17 protein-coding genes are annotated in these 14,948 nt (G+C 52.5%); 8 read left to right on the top strand and 9 right to left on the bottom strand.

The window, feature by feature from the left end:
• The first annotated feature begins 269 nt into the window (after positions 1-269).
• The 7 genes from X474_RS21255 to X474_RS21225 all read left to right on the top strand — a co-directional run bounded on the left by X474_RS21255 (position 270) and on the right by X474_RS21225 (position 6,527).
• Complete coding sequence (locus tag X474_RS21255; RefSeq protein ID WP_156360877.1) at positions 270-542, top strand: succinate dehydrogenase assembly factor 2; 273 nt, start codon at positions 270-272, stop codon at positions 540-542.
• A 350-nt stretch (positions 543-892) separates the two neighbouring features.
• Positions 893-1,399, top strand: coding sequence for a hypoxanthine phosphoribosyltransferase (hpt, locus tag X474_RS21250; protein WP_231688366.1), 507 nt, complete (start codon positions 893-895; stop codon positions 1,397-1,399).
• A gap of 26 nt (positions 1,400-1,425) precedes the next feature.
• Positions 1,426-2,280, top strand: a complete 855-nt coding sequence (locus X474_RS21245) for a zinc-ribbon domain-containing protein (protein ID WP_044351866.1) — start codon at positions 1,426-1,428, stop codon at positions 2,278-2,280.
• Between the two features lie 21 nt (positions 2,281-2,301).
• Entirely contained in the window at positions 2,302-3,312 is a 1,011-nt protein-coding gene (locus X474_RS21240) for a potassium channel family protein (protein WP_044351865.1), read from the top strand.
• A gap of 404 nt (positions 3,313-3,716) precedes the next feature.
• On the top strand, positions 3,717-4,883 hold the full coding sequence (gene ercA / locus X474_RS21235; protein WP_044351864.1) for an alcohol dehydrogenase-like regulatory protein ErcA: 1,167 nt from the start codon (positions 3,717-3,719) through the stop codon (positions 4,881-4,883).
• The gene (locus tag X474_RS21230; RefSeq protein ID WP_052515484.1) at positions 4,846-6,087 is read left to right on the top strand and encodes a two-component system sensor histidine kinase NtrB; all 1,242 of its coding nucleotides are present in this window, start codon (positions 4,846-4,848) and stop codon (positions 6,085-6,087) included. Before ercA ends, X474_RS21230 begins: the two co-directional genes overlap by 38 nt.
• 74 nt (positions 6,088-6,161) lie before the next feature.
• Positions 6,162-6,527, top strand: coding sequence for a response regulator (locus X474_RS21225; RefSeq protein WP_052515483.1), 366 nt, complete (start codon positions 6,162-6,164; stop codon positions 6,525-6,527).
• Between the two features lie 412 nt (positions 6,528-6,939).
• On the opposite strand, the gene X474_RS21220 is transcribed toward X474_RS21225, so the two are convergent.
• The 5 genes from X474_RS21220 to X474_RS21200 all read right to left on the bottom strand — a co-directional run bounded on the left by X474_RS21220 (position 6,940) and on the right by X474_RS21200 (position 10,237).
• Positions 6,940-7,803, bottom strand: coding sequence for a DMT family transporter (locus X474_RS21220; RefSeq protein ID WP_044351862.1), 864 nt, complete (start codon positions 7,801-7,803; stop codon positions 6,940-6,942).
• Positions 7,800-8,735, bottom strand: coding sequence for a carbohydrate kinase family protein (locus tag X474_RS21215; protein ID WP_052515482.1), 936 nt, complete (start codon positions 8,733-8,735; stop codon positions 7,800-7,802). Before X474_RS21215 ends, X474_RS21220 begins: the two co-directional genes overlap by 4 nt.
• 85 nt (positions 8,736-8,820) lie before the next feature.
• Positions 8,821-9,465 carry an MBL fold metallo-hydrolase gene (locus tag X474_RS21210; protein ID WP_044351861.1) on the bottom strand — a complete coding sequence of 215 codons (645 nt, stop codon included), beginning with the start codon at positions 9,463-9,465 and terminating at the stop codon, positions 8,821-8,823.
• Positions 9,466-9,630: 165 nt separating this feature from the next.
• Entirely contained in the window at positions 9,631-9,825 is a 195-nt protein-coding gene (locus X474_RS21205) for a CooT family nickel-binding protein (protein WP_044351860.1), read from the bottom strand.
• Positions 9,818-10,237 (bottom strand): DUF3842 family protein, encoded by a 420-nt coding sequence (locus tag X474_RS21200; RefSeq protein ID WP_044351858.1) that lies wholly within the window; start codon positions 10,235-10,237, stop codon positions 9,818-9,820. The genes X474_RS21205 and X474_RS21200 overlap by 8 nt, the downstream gene beginning before the upstream one ends.
• A gap of 168 nt (positions 10,238-10,405) precedes the next feature.
• On the opposite strand from X474_RS21200, the gene plsY reads away from it, so the two are divergent.
• Entirely contained in the window at positions 10,406-10,999 is a 594-nt protein-coding gene (gene plsY / locus X474_RS21195; protein WP_044351857.1) for a glycerol-3-phosphate 1-O-acyltransferase PlsY, read from the top strand.
• Between the two features lie 2 nt (positions 11,000-11,001).
• Here plsY and X474_RS21190 read toward each other — a convergent pair whose 3' ends face one another.
• From X474_RS21190 to secF, 4 genes are all read right to left on the bottom strand, one after another.
• Positions 11,002-11,505, bottom strand: coding sequence for an NYN domain-containing protein (locus X474_RS21190; protein ID WP_156360876.1), 504 nt, complete (start codon positions 11,503-11,505; stop codon positions 11,002-11,004).
• Between the two features lie 89 nt (positions 11,506-11,594).
• Positions 11,595-12,491: a ParB/RepB/Spo0J family partition protein gene (locus tag X474_RS21185; protein ID WP_156360875.1), complete on the bottom strand. Its 897-nt coding sequence runs from the start codon at positions 12,489-12,491 to the stop codon at positions 11,595-11,597.
• On the bottom strand, positions 12,488-13,279 hold the full coding sequence (locus X474_RS21180; protein WP_044351854.1) for a ParA family protein: 792 nt from the start codon (positions 13,277-13,279) through the stop codon (positions 12,488-12,490). Before X474_RS21180 ends, X474_RS21185 begins: the two co-directional genes overlap by 4 nt.
• A gap of 459 nt (positions 13,280-13,738) precedes the next feature.
• Complete coding sequence (secF, locus tag X474_RS21170) at positions 13,739-14,920, bottom strand: protein translocase subunit SecF (protein WP_044351851.1); 1,182 nt, start codon at positions 14,918-14,920, stop codon at positions 13,739-13,741.
• Between the last annotated feature and the right edge of the window lie 28 nt (positions 14,921-14,948).

Here is a 14,948-nt window from a genome sequence, read left to right as displayed (position 1 = left end):
TAAATCAGCCTGTTATAAAAAAAGGCTCCAGAGTTTTTATGGTTTTGAAACAGGTGGAGAGTTTTTTTGAAGCCCTCTAGAAAAATCCTGCATGGACGAATATCTTTGGGCGCAACCAGCTTTTGTGACGGGCAATTTCAGCCTGAAACGGTAAAATTGATGTTTTAAGTCAACTGTCCGTGGGGGCGGGTCTTATAAGCCCGCCCCCATGTTCTGATGAAGTGGGTGTGTGGCCATCCCATAACAGGCTTGAACAGTTGGAGAAACCTTTGGACAAAGACGAGACTTACCGTCGTCGCCTGATCATGGCGGCCCATCGCCGGGGTTTTCTGGAGGCTGAGTTGATTCTGGGCCGTTTTGTGGACCGGGAAATAATGAACCTGTCTTCAGAAGAACTGGCCGATCTGGAAAGGATTATGGCGCTGGAGGATCTGGATCTCTGGGAAATTATCTGTCGCAGAAAAAAAACTCCGCCGGATTTAAACCTGGAGCTTCTGGAAAAAATCCGGGGAATGCTCCCCGCTCCACCGGTCTCTGGTTAGTTTTTTTGTGTGATACAAAGATCTTCCACGAAAAATAAAAAGCTCAATCAACTTAGCGGGCTAAAAGACAGCCTTGCTTTAGCTTAATTTGAGTTTGACTTTGTCTTGTCCGTAGGATAGTTTGAAGATTAGGTATAGAATACAGGTGGTTAATACCTGTGGCTCCATAAGGGGCAAACATGCGGCAATTAACTGCAGCGGCTTTGGCAGATAAAAACCGGCCACTTTGTCAACTATTGGCCCTGAAAACCAAATGAGCAGGCCGTGCTCAACCGCGTGTCTCAAAAATCGGTTATAATAATAGTAAGGGCTGTAGAAAATTGCCTTTCCAAGAAGACCCTCTTTACTTAGTGTTAAAACCCGAAAAGATTCAAGACCGGATTGCCGAGTTGGCAAAGGAGATTTCCGAAGAATTAAAAGACCAGAAAGTGGTTCTTTTAGGTGTACTCAAAGGTGCTTTTTTATTCCTGGCCGATCTGGCCCGCAAAATGGAAATCCCGGTTTCGGTTGATTTTGTGCGGGTGAGTTCCTATGGCGGCAACACTGAAAGCTCCGGGAAAATCACCTTAACCAAGGCCTGCGAAATAGACGTGACCGACTGCACGGTAATAGTTATCGAAGATATAGTGGACACCGGCTTTACCTTAACCTGGCTGGTGGATCACTTGAAGGCGCAAGGTTGCCGTCAGGTTAAAACCTGTTCCCTGGTCGACAAGCCTGAACGCCGGGGAATAGACCTTAAGATAGACTACGTTGGTTTTAATATTCCAGAGGGCTTTTTGGTGGGCTATGGAATGGATTACGACGAACGCTACCGCCAATTGCCCGGAATCTATGAACTGAAGCTAGAGGGCTGACTTTTAAGCCCGACCCGGGGAATGCCATGATTGTCCAGTGCGCAAACTGCAACACGAAATTCAACCTGGATGAAACAAAGATCGGTTCAGAGGGGGCCTGGGTCAGATGCAGCAAATGCAACGAGGTCTTTCAGGTAAACGCCCCTGAGGCGGAGCCTAAAGCCTCCGAAGAGACCATTGCCCTGGATCTGGGCCTGAACGGCCAAAGCCCTGACGAGGAAGAGTACGATCTCGACCTTGGAATGGGTGGCGATCCCGAGCCTCAGGGCAGCGGGGTGGGCAAATTCTTTAAAATCTTTTTCTGGACCCTGGCCACGATTCTTATCCTGGCCATGCTCTTTGTGGGTGGACTGGTTGCCCTGGACCGTCTGGCCCTGGCGCCCGGCTTTGTAGACCAATGCCGCAATCTGCCCGGCATATCCGTGCTCCTTTCCCCGGGCGGAACCCAAAGCGGCTCCGTTGCCGCCGGGGGCCAGGAAACCAACATGGACTTAAAGAGTGTGCGAGGCTTTTTCCGCATCAATCAAAGATCGGGCAAGCTCTTTATCATCCAGGGAGTTATCCAGAACAACCATCCCGAGGACCGCACCGACATATTGGTCATGGGCAAGCTGTTGAACGCCGAGCAAAAGGTGCTCCGCGAGGCGGTCATTTACGCCGGTCCGGTATTCACCCCGGAAGAACTGAAAAACCTGTCCATCAAGGATATGCAGGTGCGTCTGGGCAGCCCGGAAGGGTCCGACGGCAGTAAATACGTGGTTCCGGGCAAAGGCACCATCCCCTTTATGATTGTGTTTGCCAACCTGCCCCCCACAGTGCAGGAATACATCACGGAGATAAAGAGTTCCGAACCACTGGGAGCCAAGAAACCTGGCCAATAAAGCCACCTTTACGGAGGCTCCATGAGCAACACCTTTTTTGGCCGCTCAATTCTGGCAGCTATCATGGTGCTCGCCGTAATGATGGCGGGCACCGTTGGCTATATGGTTTTTGAAGGCTGGTCTTTTCTAGACGCCCTTTACATGACCTCGATCACGGTCAGCACGGTTGGGTTTGGAGAAACCCATGCCCTGAGCCAGGGGGGAAGGTTTTTCACCATCTTCCTTATCTTCTCCGGAGTGGGAGTGGTTTTTTACATCCTCACTCAGGTCACCCAGATGGTGGTTGAGGGTAAGATCAGGCAGGTCATGGGGAGGAAAAACTTGCAACGCCGCATTCGTTCACTTAAAGGTCACTACATCATCTGCGGATATGGCCGCATCGGCTCCATGGTGACGGAAATGCTGGTGAACAAGGGAGTGCCGGTGGTTATTCTGGACACCTCCCAAGAGATCACCACCCGCCTTGAGGAGCAGGGCATTCTCTATGTACTGGGTTCGGCCACGGAAGATGAAAACCTGCTGGCCGCAGGCCTGGACCGGGCCAAGGGCCTGGTGGCAACGGTGAGCAGCGATGCCGATAATGTTTACATTGTCCTTACCGCCAAGGGCATACGCCCGGATATCTTTGTGATCGCAAGAGCCACTGAACCGGGTTCCGAGCGCAAACTCAAACGGGCCGGGGCCAACAAGGTGGTGAGCCCCTATTTCATAGGAGCCAGGCGCATAGCCCAAACCGTTATCCGTCCTTCAGTGGCGGATTTTATTGACCTCACCTTTCACAACGCCGATGTAGCCCTTTCCATGGAAGAACTTTTGGTAGGAAAAAACACCGACCTGGCCGGCATACCGCTAAAAGATTCGGGGATTCGCCAAAAACTTAACCTGATCATTTTGGCGATTAAAAAACCCGATGAACAGATGATCTTCAACCCGGACGCAGACACAGTGCTTGAGATCGGCGACACCCTGATCGCCATGGGCTCCAAGGCTTCCATGACCAAACTGGGTTCCATGCTGGACAGCGGCGTCTGAATCGCCACAACTTACCTTCAACCTGATAAAACAGCCGGTCTGAAATACATCTTGAGGTATTTTCCCCCTGAAAAATAAAGAATAGTCACACCCTCTCCCTGTAATTTAAAACCATTTTTTATGCCGCCTTTAGGTTGGATTTTGGGGTGAACTCCATTTTCTTCTTCTTATGCCAAACAAAATAGCCAACCGGTTCGGTTCATGGATAAGTAATCCTCCGGCAGGGCGCCATGTCATTAGACAAGCTTGATTCACTAACCGCAAGGTCCGCATCCCTGATCAGGGAAACGCTTGCTCCAGATGGACCGGTTCAGTAAAATTACCCTATAACCATCTGGTCACTTCACTTATCCCTGCCATGGTGTACATGCAACAGGTGTATTGAGTGGCGATCAAGGCGTGGCATGCTCGAATCCAACATATTGGCGATGAGGAAATTCGTAGCCCCGGAGTTTGTTTACGGGGCAGGTGCGCTGCAACTGGCAGGGCAATACGCCACCAACCTTGGCGCAGGCAAGGTCCTTTTGGTTTCTGATGAAGGAGTGGCCAAGGCAGGTTGGACCGATTTGGTTGCCGAGAGCCTTGAACAAGCCGGTCTGCCCCTGGTTCTCTTTACAGATGTGAGCCCAAATCCCCGCACCAAGGAGGTGATGGCCGGTACGGAGCTGTTCAAGCAAACCGGCTGCGACGCCATTGTGGCCGTGGGCGGGGGCAGCCCCATGGATTTGGCCAAGGGTGTAGGCATTGTGGCGGCCAATGGCGGACACATCCTGGATTATGAAGGAGCGGACAAGGTGGGGGCGCCCATACCGCCTTTGATCTGCCTGCCAACCACGGCAGGAAGCTCAGCCGATGTCTCCCAGTTCTGCATCATCGCCAACCCGCAAAAGGAAGTGAAAATAGCAATCGTCAGCAAGGCGGTGGTTCCTGATGTGGCCCTGATAGACCCCCTGACCACCACCACCAAAGACCCCTATCTCACTGCCTGCACCGGCCTCGACGCCCTGACCCATGCGGTGGAGGCCTATGTTTCCACGGCCAATTCCCCCATAACCGATTTGCATGCCCTTGAAGCCATAAGGCTGGTTTCTAAATATTTGGCCCAAACCGTGGCTAAGCCCAAAGACAAGATGCTGCGAGCCAAGATGATGCTGGCAAGCCTTGAAGCGGGCTTGGCCTTTTCCAACGCGATCCTGGGCGCGGTGCATGCCATGGCCCACAGTCTGGGCGGCTTTTTAGACCTGCCCCATGGCGAATGCAACGCCATCTTGCTTGAGCATGTGGTTGAATACAACTTTCCTAAAGCCCGGTCACGCTATGCTCAGGTGGCGCGCGCCTTGGGAGTTGAGCTAACAGGCATGTCTGACAATGAATTATTGGAATCCCTCCTGGCCCGGCTAAAAAATTTACGTAAGCAATGCGGGGTCACCCGAACCTTGAGTCAATTGGGGGTGGGCCCCAAAAATCTAAGCACCTTGGCGGAGATGGCTTACGCAGATGTATGTCTGGTTACCAACCCCAGGCAAGCCCAACATGCAGATCTTGTGGCAATCTTCCAACATGCCCTTTGATAAGCAAAACAAACATAAGGACGTTCTACAGCAACTCATCGGACTCGGTGAAAAATCTCTCAGGAAAAGTTATTATCCCGAACTCAGGGTAAGGTTAAACGAACTGGAACGCTTCCGCGCCCTGCTGGATCAAAGCAACGACGCCATCATCCTGATAGATGCCGACACCACCAAGGCGGTGGATGTAAACCAGGCGGCGGCCTTTCTTTTGGGCAAGACCAAGGCCCGGCTTATTACTGAAGAATTGCCCGATCTTATCGATTTTGAATCGCCGTTTTCCCTTAAGCATTTTCCGGATAAAGCCAGGCAGGCTGTGGATCACAAGATTGAAGGTGTTTGCCACTTCCTTTCCCGGGACAGCTCGCGCATCCCCATAGAATTCACAGCCAAGCTGGTGGAGTTCGCGGACAGGGAATACCTGGTGTTTGTGGGTAGGGACATCAGTCTGAGGCTCAAGGAAGAAGAAGAAAAAAGGCTTTTGGAAGCCCAATTATCCCAGGCTCAGAAGCTGGAAGCCCTCGGCGCCTTGGCCGGAGGAATCGCCCACGATTTTAACAATATTCTGGCCGGAATCCTGGGCTCTTCAGAACTGGCCCTGGCCTCTGTCCGAAAAGGCCAAACCTGCCCCAGGGAGCTTGAACAGATAATCACCTTTACTGATCGGGCCCAGGAATTGATCAAACAGATACTGGCCTTCAGCCGCAAAAACGAACCTCAATTAACGCCCTTGAACCTGAATATAGTAATCAAGGAAATGATCGCTCTGGTGGAGCGCACCATCCCCAGAATGATCTCGGTGGAGCTTCATCTTGACCCGAGCCTGAACCTGGTAAACGGCGATGCCAACCAGCTTGGCCAGGTGCTGCTTAACCTGGCCACCAATGCCAAGGACGCCATGCCGGGGGGCGGCAAGCTGACCATCCAAACCAAAAACGTGGTCCTTAAGGGAGAATATTCCCGCACCTATCTGGACCTGACGCCGGGAGATTACGTACGGCTAACCGTCTCAGACACCGGCCAGGGAATGGACCCGGAGACCCGGGAGCACATCTTTGAGCCCTTGTACACCACCAAATCGATAGGAAAAGGCACAGGCCTGGGCCTGGCCACGGTTTTTGGCATTATCAAGGTCCATGGCGGCCATATCACCTGTTACAGCCGCCCCGAACAAGGCGCCAGCTTCAAAATTTATCTCCCCCCCTGAAAGGCGGAAAAATCAAGGGAAAAATACAGAAACAGAGGTGCGAGGCCTCCACAAGGGGCGATGAAACCATATTAGTGGTCGATGACGAACAAGCCCTGCTTGAGATAACCGCCCGTTTGTTAAAAACCCAAGGCTACCAGATCATCACCGCAGGCAGCGGGGATGAGGCCCTGGCCCTATACAAAAAGCAAGAAGCGACCATAGACCTTGTGGTCATGGATCTCAACATGCCGGGCATGGGAGGCGACAAGTGCCTGCAGGAAATCCTTAAAATCAGCCCCGAAGCCAAAGTGATCATAACCAGCGGCTATCTGCGCGACCTTGACTCAAAGGATATCAGCGCCGCAGGCGCAGCCGGTTACATTGAAAAACCTTATAAAAGTTCCATACTGCTCAGAACCATACGCGAGGTGCTGGACGGCAAGAAAAACAAGGTTTAAAAGAACTTTTCCCATTCAAAGAAAAGATCACAAACCAGGCACCCAAGCATTCCATCAGAGCCGGACAAAAGCAACACCCGTGTTTGAAAACTTGCCTCTACACACATCCGCCCCCGGCTAAGCCGCCATGTCCCCCCAGATTGCCCCCTAAAAAGCCCCAACGCCTTTTAAAAGACTCGCCGGGCCCCTTCAAGAACTATCAAATGGGGGCACTCTCCCGTCCACCCAACATCCTTGATCTACAGGGTATTTCTTCCGGGGTCCCCAAAATGCGCAGTATTTTAAGGGTGCTCTTCCGGGGTCCCCAAAAATCGCAGATTTTTAGGGGTGCTCTTCCGGGGTCCCCAAAAATCGCAGATTTTTAGGGGTGCTCTTCCGGGGTCCCCAAAAATCGCAGATTTTTAGGGGTAAATTATCCCCATGCCACAATTATCACAGCCCCAAAAATGATTACTGCTCCCGCAGTGAGATGCTGGAGAGGTTTGGCTTCCCTCAGGACCAAGGCGCCATAGGCCATGGCAAACAAAATGCTCAATCTCTTTACGGCGATCATATAAGCCGCCTGGACCATAGCCACCGCCTGAAAATGGCAAACAGCCATGGCGGCCATGCAAAGGGCAACCAAAAGAGCCGGGCCGGTGCGTCTGGTCCAGTTGAAGTCAAGCTCGCCCTTGACTGCCAACCCTGTACTCACACAACCAAAGAGAATCACGGGATAAAGACCTGCCACAAACCAGGGGCTGGAATGCAGCACCATGCCTCTGCCCATGACAGAGGTATAGGCATATAAAAAGCTCACCAACAACATCATCCAGGAGCCGGTTTCCGTAGTCACCGCCTTGAAAGGGGCCAGCCAGCCCTGCCTGAATTGATGCAAATTAAGTACATAAGCCCCGGCCACCAAAAGGCCCATACCCAAAAAGCCCTGCCAGGAAGGGGCTTCTCCCAGAATAATAATTCCGGTGAACAGGGAAAAGGCCGGGGTGAAGGCAGTAAAAGGCATGGTCAGAGACAAAGGCGAAACCTGAAGCGCCCGAATGTAGAGAAAATTTGCCGCCACCTCTGCGGGTATGGCCGCCGCCACGCCCCAAAAAAACCAGGAATCAAGCTCCGGCCAGGGAATAAGAAAAAGGATCACCAGCCCGGATACGGCCAACCCGCTTAAGCGGACCATCACTACCTGGGAAAGGGGCAAATCAGAAAAATAGCGCTTGGTCAGCCCGTCTGCCGCGGCCATGAAAAAGGCGGCTCCCAAGGCAGGCAGCACCCAAATCATGAGGAATGATTTTCCAAAAAGAGTCCCAACTCGGCCTGATCCGGCAAAGCGCTCCTGCCTCCCAGCTCGGTTACGCTGATCGCAGCCACTGCCGAGGCGGTTTCCAGGGCCTGTTCGGGTTTTTCTCCCTGCAAGATTCCATGGATCAGACCGGCATGAAAGATATCCCCCGCTCCGGTGGTGTCCACAGCCTTAACCTTAAATACTTCCTGGTGGTATTGCCTGCCTTGAGCCAAGAGCACAGCTCCCTCATGCCCCATGGTTCGCCCCACCCAGGCAGGGCCCATTTCGGAAAGGATAGCCAAAGCTTTGTCCGGGTCCTTTTCCCCGGTCAGGCGGGAGGGAAAAGATCTCTCCCCCACCACTACATCACAAAGGCTCACCAGTTTTTCAGTGCCCGGATAAACCCTTTCTCCATCCAGGCTAACCAGCACCCCATTTTTTTTGGCTATTTCAGCGGCAGCCAGGCTGGCCTCCAGGAAATGACCATCCAAATGCAGGACCCGGCAAGAACCGATGAGGTCGGGATCCAGATCCTCGGGCCAAAGACACAAGGACTCGTCCCTTTCCCAAAAAATAGTCCTTTCTCCATCATGAGCCCTGACCATGATCCAGGCCTGTTGACTTCCTGAACCGCTTTTCTGTTTAAGCCCCAAATGAGCCACGCCAAATTCTTCCAGCCAGGGTCCTGCCTTGTCTCCGGCTTCGTCCTGGCCGCAGACCCCGCCGTAACAGACCCTGTGTCCCAGACGGGCCAGGCAACAGGCGGCGGTCGCACACTGGCCACCACCGGAGGTCACCCTACGGGATATACGCTGCTTGTGCCCCGGTTCGGGATAGGCATCAATCAGGCAAAGATGGTCACAGGCATTCAAACCAAGACAAAGCACATCAAAGTGCCTTGATTCATCAAGTAAAGGGAGGGAAGGCATTTTTATTCCCGACTCTTAAAAAACAAGGCCGTTTCCCACACCAGGGGCAACGGCCTTGTCTTGATTTCAATTAAGCTTTTTATTCTCAGCCTTTTTGCAGAATCCTGACCGGCACATCCCCTTCCAGGAGCTGGGCAAACCTCTCGGCATCCGATGCGTCCCCCACTATGGCGCCATAGTGCATGGGTATGGCCAGGCCGGGCTTAATGGCCCTGGCGGCCTCGGCCGCCTGATCGGCGGTCATTACATAGGTGCCGGATACAGGCAACAGGGCAATATCAGGCTTAAGATCGGTCATCTCGGGAATATGGTCCGTATCACCGGCGTGATATATGCTCACCCCGTTTACCGTGACCACAAATCCCAACCATTTATTGCCTTTGGGATGGAAATCCTTATCAGTATTGTAGGCCGGAACAGCCTTGACCCCAATACCGTTGACCTCCAGCTTGTCTCCCGGAGAAACCACCCGCACATCGCCTTCCAGCTTGGCGGCGCAGTCTTTTTCCGTGACTATCACAGTATCGGGACCTTTAATTTTGGCCACATCTTCAGCCACGCAATGGTCAAAGTGATCGTGACTGGCCAAAACCAGGCAGGCCTGAGGCCCCTCGCCCAGTTCAAAGGGGTCAAAATAAATCGCACCCTGGTTGGTATCCAGACGGAAACAGTCGTGTCCCAACCAGTGCAGGGATTCAAGCAGATCTTCTATAGCCTGTTTTTGCGCCACACACTTCCTCCCCAAGCGCGGAACCAAAAATTATTTCGCGCCCGTCTCAGCTTAAGCAGCCTCGGGGTATGCAGTAACCCCGCCAGAGGTGCATGAGTGTGCCTTTCGCCCCTAAAACTTTATTTTTCAGGGGACTCCCCAATCCAGGAACCGGCGAAACAGCTCCTAGGCAGAGGCAAAGACCACCCGGTGGTTAACCAGCGACATGGACTTGATGCCTGCATTGATCATCTTCTGCTCCCCGTAAATGGAGACCAGGCGAATCTGGCCGTCATCCTGGGGCTCAATGATGTCCACATCTTCCAAAAGAAGTTCCTCTGATCCGTCACTCTTTGCAATATATGCTGTAGCTTCACACATTTTTCAAATACTCCTTAAGGCCCCCCTTGATTATCTGATCAACCAAGTGAGGCAAAGGCTCGTGTTTAACCCCCACTATCTCAACATTCTCCTGCGTAAGAGGCAAGAGAAACTTGCGCGCATCAGAAGAAGCAATCGCCACGGCGATCTCACCTGTCACCTCACCCATCATGGAGCCTGCCAGCACAATCCCCACCGGGCCTATTATAACGTGGGATCTGGCAGTTGTGGCAACAATGGCGCTTTCTCCGGTGGCGCCTTTGTTTGCCCCGGCCTTCATCATCTGGGTGGTGGCTATGGCGTTGGTGCCCAAGGCCAGAATTTCATGGGCTTCACCAAACTCCTCTTTAAAGCGCTTGATGACCAGGGCCCCTATGCCGCCGCCTTGTCCGTCTATAACACTAATGCGCAATTCATATTTCCTTTCAATTCCGAGAATACACCCCCCGGAGCCTGTGTTCAAGAGATAGAGCTTAAGGCCGGGGCAAGTGTTTTTTACCAGTCAACCCACAAAGGGGCCTTGTATCATGGGTCATAAAAAGGTAAGACAGGGATAATCTACCCAAGAGAATGGATTAATATGCTCTTATTCTTTACATTATTCATCGCTGCTTATCTTTTGGGATCCATTCCCTTTGGACTTGTCATTTGCCGGGCTTCGGGTAATCCCGACCCGCGCGAAGGCGGATCAGGCAATATAGGAGCCACAAATGTCGCTCGCCAGGCAGGCAAACCCGCCGGAGTGGCTACTCTTATTTTAGATATATGTAAAGGTTTTTTGCCCACTTACGCAGCTTTTCAATATCTGCCCGAATGGCAGGCCGCCTTGGTTGGAGTGGCCGCCTTTACCGGCCACATATGGCCCCTTTATCTGCGCTTTAAAGGAGGTAAAGGCGTGGCCACGGCCCTGGGTGTTTACCTGGGTTATTCCCCCCTGGCTCTGGCCGGTATATTGGCCATGCTGATCTGGGCGTTATTACGTTATGAATATATGTCTGTAGGTTCCCTGGCCGGAGCCTTCAGCGCGCCGGTAATGCTGGCTTTGGCCGGCGAATCCATAAGCCTTATTCTAGCCTCCATTGTCATGGCCTTTTTAATGGCCTGGCGGCACAAGGACAATATCGCCAGATTAAAGGCCGGACAGGAACACCCCATTAATTTCAGGAAAAATTAAATTTAAATTTTATTAAAACGTTTATTTTTCAGCCGCTTGGACTTGGGCTCTCTACGAGAGGGCCCTTTTTTTCTGGTGGTGAAATCCCAGCCCTGATCATCATCATCTAAATCCATGGGCACCATATCCATGGCCGCCTCCAAAAGTCGGCGGGAAAATTCATGGGACCCCATTACCAAAGAGCCATGGACCCGACAGCGCCCTTTCAGCTCCCTATCATCGGTTATAACCGTAGCCCCGGGACCCTGGTGGCTGCATAGGCGGGCGATAACGTCATCCGCCGATTCCCTGGCCCCACTGTAAATCACCGGGATACCCTTTAAAGAAGCCTTGGAGCCTTCCGGGTCTTCGCCGCCGTCTAAAATAATGGTTATGCGGTGGGAGCGTTTTTTCCGGTACAGATTAAGGGCCGAGGCGAGGGCCTCTTCGCCGGCCCCCCTGTCATAAGCCATTAACAGTTCGCCCGAGGCGTGAATGAGGTTGTATCCATCTATAAGTAAATGCATCTTTTTCACCAAAAAAACAGCCGGGGAAAGCCCCCCGGCTTATTGCGCCCTAAATGCTTACTCCCCCCTTTTTAAGGCCTTTCAAGCAATCAGCGCAGGTTATCGAGCAATCGCTCCAAATCCTGATCAGAATAAAATTCCAGTACAATACGCCCCTTTTTTCCTTTGCGCTGGATCTGCACCTTTGTGCCCAGAGATGTGGAAAGCTCCTCGGAAAGGCTCTTGATATAAGTTTCAGCCTCGGTGGGAGGGGAGGGTTCCTTGGGCTTTTGATTCATAGTCTTGACCAGCTGCTCCGTGGCGCGGACACTTAACCCTTTTTTTATTATCATATCGCGCACTTGTCGCATTTGAGCTTCACTGGTCAAAGCCAACAGGGTGCGGGCGTGGCCTGCGCTTAAATGTCCCCCGGCCAAATCGTCTTGAATGGTGCGGGGCAATTTCAACAGCCTGAGGGCATTTGTAACCGTGGTGCGGTCTTTGCCCACACCTTGGGCGATCTCCTCCTGGTTCAGGGAAAATTCCGATGCCAGTCTCTGATAGGCCCGGGCCTCTTCGAGGGGATTTAAGTCTTCGCGCTGGAGGTTTTCCAACAACGCCAGCAAAAGAGCCTGTTCATCAGTGGCCTGTCGGATCACCACAGGGGCCATGGTTATACCGGCGAGCTGACAGGCGCGCATGCGGCGTTCGCCTGCTATGAGCTGATAACCGTTTTCAACCGGGCGAACAACCAGAGGCTGCAAAAGGCCGTACTCTTTGATTGAATCGGCCAGACTCCTTAAGGCATCGGTGTTATAGCTGCGGCGGGGCTGATAGGGGTTGGGTTCCAAGCTTTCCAGGGGAAGTTCCAGAACCTTTTCTCCTGGTTTGGGTTTATCAGGCTGCCCATTTTCCAATAAAGTTTCGTCATCACCCAAAAGGGCTGCCAGTCCGCGACCCAATGCTTTTCCTTTTTTCTTGATGGTTTTTTTTTCGTCCTGTGTCATGCAGCCTCTCCCGCCTTTGGCCTTCTGGAACGGCCGGCCATCATCTCCTTGGCCAAGGCCAGATAACTTTGAGCCCCGGTGCTTTTGTTATCATAAAGCAGGGCGGGTTGGCCGTAGCTCGGGGCCTCTGAGAGCCTGACATTTCTGGGAATGACTGTTCTGTAAACCAGATCACCGAAATGCTTGCGAACATCGTCGGCCACTTGGGAGGAAAGATTGTTGCGCCGGTCAAACATGGTCAGTGCTATTCCCTCCAGGCCCATATATGGGTTAAGACTTTTTCGCACCCGGGATATGGTGTGCAGGAGCTGAGTCAGCCCTTCCAAGGCATAATATTCGCATTGCAGGGGAATCAGAACCCTATGACAGGCAGTAAGTGCGTTTAGGGTCAAAAGGCCCAGGGAGGGAGGGCAATCCAGGAATATATAATCAAATTCCTGCTCAAGGTCTTTGAGTTTTGTCGCAAGAATTCTTTCCCGGTTAAGCTCGCTGGCCAGCTCCACCTCAGCGCCGAAAAGGTTCACATCAGAACCCATGAGCATGAGGTTTTCCAGGTCTGTGGACAACAGGGCATCTGCGGCGTCCACCTCGTCGATAAGCACCTTGTACAGGGTCGGTTCTTCACCTGAAATGGACAGGCCCAATCCGCTGGTGGCATTACCCTGGGGGTCGCAATCAACCACCAACACCTTTTGACCGGCAACTGCCAGGCTGGCGGCCAAATTGACTGCGGTGGTGGTTTTACCCACTCCGCCCTTTTGGTTTGCTATGGCAATGATCCGACCCATGGCAACTATCCCTCATTCCCCTTGTATCCCCCGCCGAAGTGATAGACTGCCATTTTCTTCAGCAAATTCAATCGGCTAAAGGGAGCTGCAAACAAAAATCAGCCTATTTCGCCATCTGCCCCGGCAAAAAACCGTCCTCAAAAAGCGGTTATCGGGGTCAGGCGTCACATTATAGCAGGTTGAGGTCCACCTTGTCTTTGCTCAGACTAAGGTGTCGACCCGACCAGGTCATAAAAAAGGAAGCCTTAAAAAACGTCTTAAAACGCAGGACAAGGCCTTGGCTTTTGTCTCGAAGGCATTTCCCGGACAAGGTCTTGATTGGAGAATAACTTTGACAAAGGCCCATGTCAAAGGCCATTTGGCGAAAATTATTTCGCCAAATGGCTCTGACAGATAACCTACTTTTTACGGCTAATTACCTCCCCTTTCATAAAAAAACGGGGAACTCCGAAGCCGTGTTTACCTTCTTTTGCGCCTTGCCGACGCCTTTTTCTTGGAGCGCTTGCGGCTCAAGGCCGCTTTGCTGGCTGTGTTGGCTGTTGCCGCCGGAGCAGGTTCGCCGTTATTCGCCTTGACGGCCTTGTTTGCCTCAGGCATTTTTGCCGCCCTGCCCTCGGGCAAAAGCAGCAACACCGGGCTGGCCACGAAAACCGAGGAATAGGTGCCGATGATTACACCAACCAACAGGGCAAAGGCAAAGTCCTCTATAACTCCACCGCCGAGCACAAAAAGGGAGATCAAGACCACCAAAGTGGTGGTGGAGGTCAGGATGGTGCGGCTCAAGGTTTGGTTCACCGAGTCGTTGATCACCCCCGACAAGAGCTTATTGCCTGTTTTTTTCAGGTTTTCCCTGATACGGTCGTAAACGATAATTGTGTCGTTTAACGAATAGCCGATGATGGTCAGGAGCGCGGCCACCGTGGCCAGGGTGAACTCCTTGTCCATAAGGCTAAAGACGCCCACTGTAATCAACACATCGTGAATCAAAGCCACAATGGCGCCCAAGGCGTAACGCAGACGCAAAAACCAGCAGGCCCCCACGGTAACGACCAGGGCGGTGATAATCAGTGCCACAACCCCGCCTGAAGCCACAAAGGTCTGCACAAACAGGGTGGCTCCGATCAGAACCGCAGCCATTACGGCGGCTATGCCCCACTTGGCCTCAAAACGGCCGGAGATATAAACCGCAATAAACAAAAGGGAGAAGAAAATGGCCATCAGGGCCTTTTGTCTAAGGTCGGCTCCGACTTTCGGGCCAACCATATCGACCCTGCGCACCTCAAAACCCTTGCCGTATTTTTTGGACAGGGCCTCACGGACCCGGTCGGCCAGGCCTTGGAGTTTAAGATCCTGCTGCTCGGCCCTGATCAAATATTCGTTCTTGTCCTCCTGACCGAACCTCTGCACTAAAGAGTCGCCCATGCCCAGGGGAGTAAGAATTTTTTTGATCTCTTCCGGTCCGGTGGGTTTTTCAAACTGCACCTGCACCAAGATACCGCCAGCGAAGTCGATACCCAAGTTGAGGCCGCCGTGCATTAAAAAGCTGACGATGGTCACCAACAAAAGCAGACCGGAGAGGCCGAAAGCCAGTTTTCGCCTACCTACGAAATCAATATTTATACCTGGTTTGATAATTTCCATAAGACTTCCCGAGCCTTCCTGGTACCAG

Origin of the sequence: Dethiosulfatarculus sandiegensis (assembly GCF_000931935.2) — a bacterium.
GTDB lineage: Bacteria > Desulfobacterota > Desulfarculia > Desulfarculales > Desulfarculaceae > Dethiosulfatarculus > Dethiosulfatarculus sandiegensis.
This window is presented reverse-complemented; position numbering and strand designations above follow the sequence as displayed.

Excerpts from the sequence above, each read along its gene's own strand:
- X474_RS21245 (WP_044351866.1), top strand. The coding sequence starts at position 1,426 with ATGATTGTCCAGTGCGCAAACTGCAACACGAAATTCAACCTGGATGAA.
- X474_RS21240 (WP_044351865.1), top strand. The coding sequence starts at position 2,302 with ATGAGCAACACCTTTTTTGGCCGCTCAATTCTGGCAGCTATCATGGTG.
- ercA (WP_044351864.1), top strand. The coding sequence starts at position 3,717 with ATGCTCGAATCCAACATATTGGCGATGAGGAAATTCGTAGCCCCGGAG.
- X474_RS21230 (WP_052515484.1), top strand. The coding sequence starts at position 4,846 with ATGCAGATCTTGTGGCAATCTTCCAACATGCCCTTTGATAAGCAAAAC.
- X474_RS21220 (WP_044351862.1), bottom strand. The coding sequence starts at position 7,803 with ATGATTTGGGTGCTGCCTGCCTTGGGAGCCGCCTTTTTCATGGCCGCG.
- X474_RS21215 (WP_052515482.1), bottom strand. The coding sequence starts at position 8,735 with ATGCCTTCCCTCCCTTTACTTGATGAATCAAGGCACTTTGATGTGCTT.
- X474_RS21205 (WP_044351860.1), bottom strand. The coding sequence starts at position 9,825 with ATGTGTGAAGCTACAGCATATATTGCAAAGAGTGACGGATCAGAGGAA.
- plsY (WP_044351857.1), top strand. The coding sequence starts at position 10,406 with ATGCTCTTATTCTTTACATTATTCATCGCTGCTTATCTTTTGGGATCC.
- X474_RS21190 (WP_156360876.1), bottom strand. The coding sequence starts at position 11,505 with ATGCATTTACTTATAGATGGATACAACCTCATTCACGCCTCGGGCGAA.
- X474_RS21185 (WP_156360875.1), bottom strand. The coding sequence starts at position 12,491 with ATGACACAGGACGAAAAAAAAACCATCAAGAAAAAAGGAAAAGCATTG.
- X474_RS21180 (WP_044351854.1), bottom strand. The coding sequence starts at position 13,279 with ATGGGTCGGATCATTGCCATAGCAAACCAAAAGGGCGGAGTGGGTAAA.
- secF (WP_044351851.1), bottom strand. The coding sequence starts at position 14,920 with ATGGAAATTATCAAACCAGGTATAAATATTGATTTCGTAGGTAGGCGA.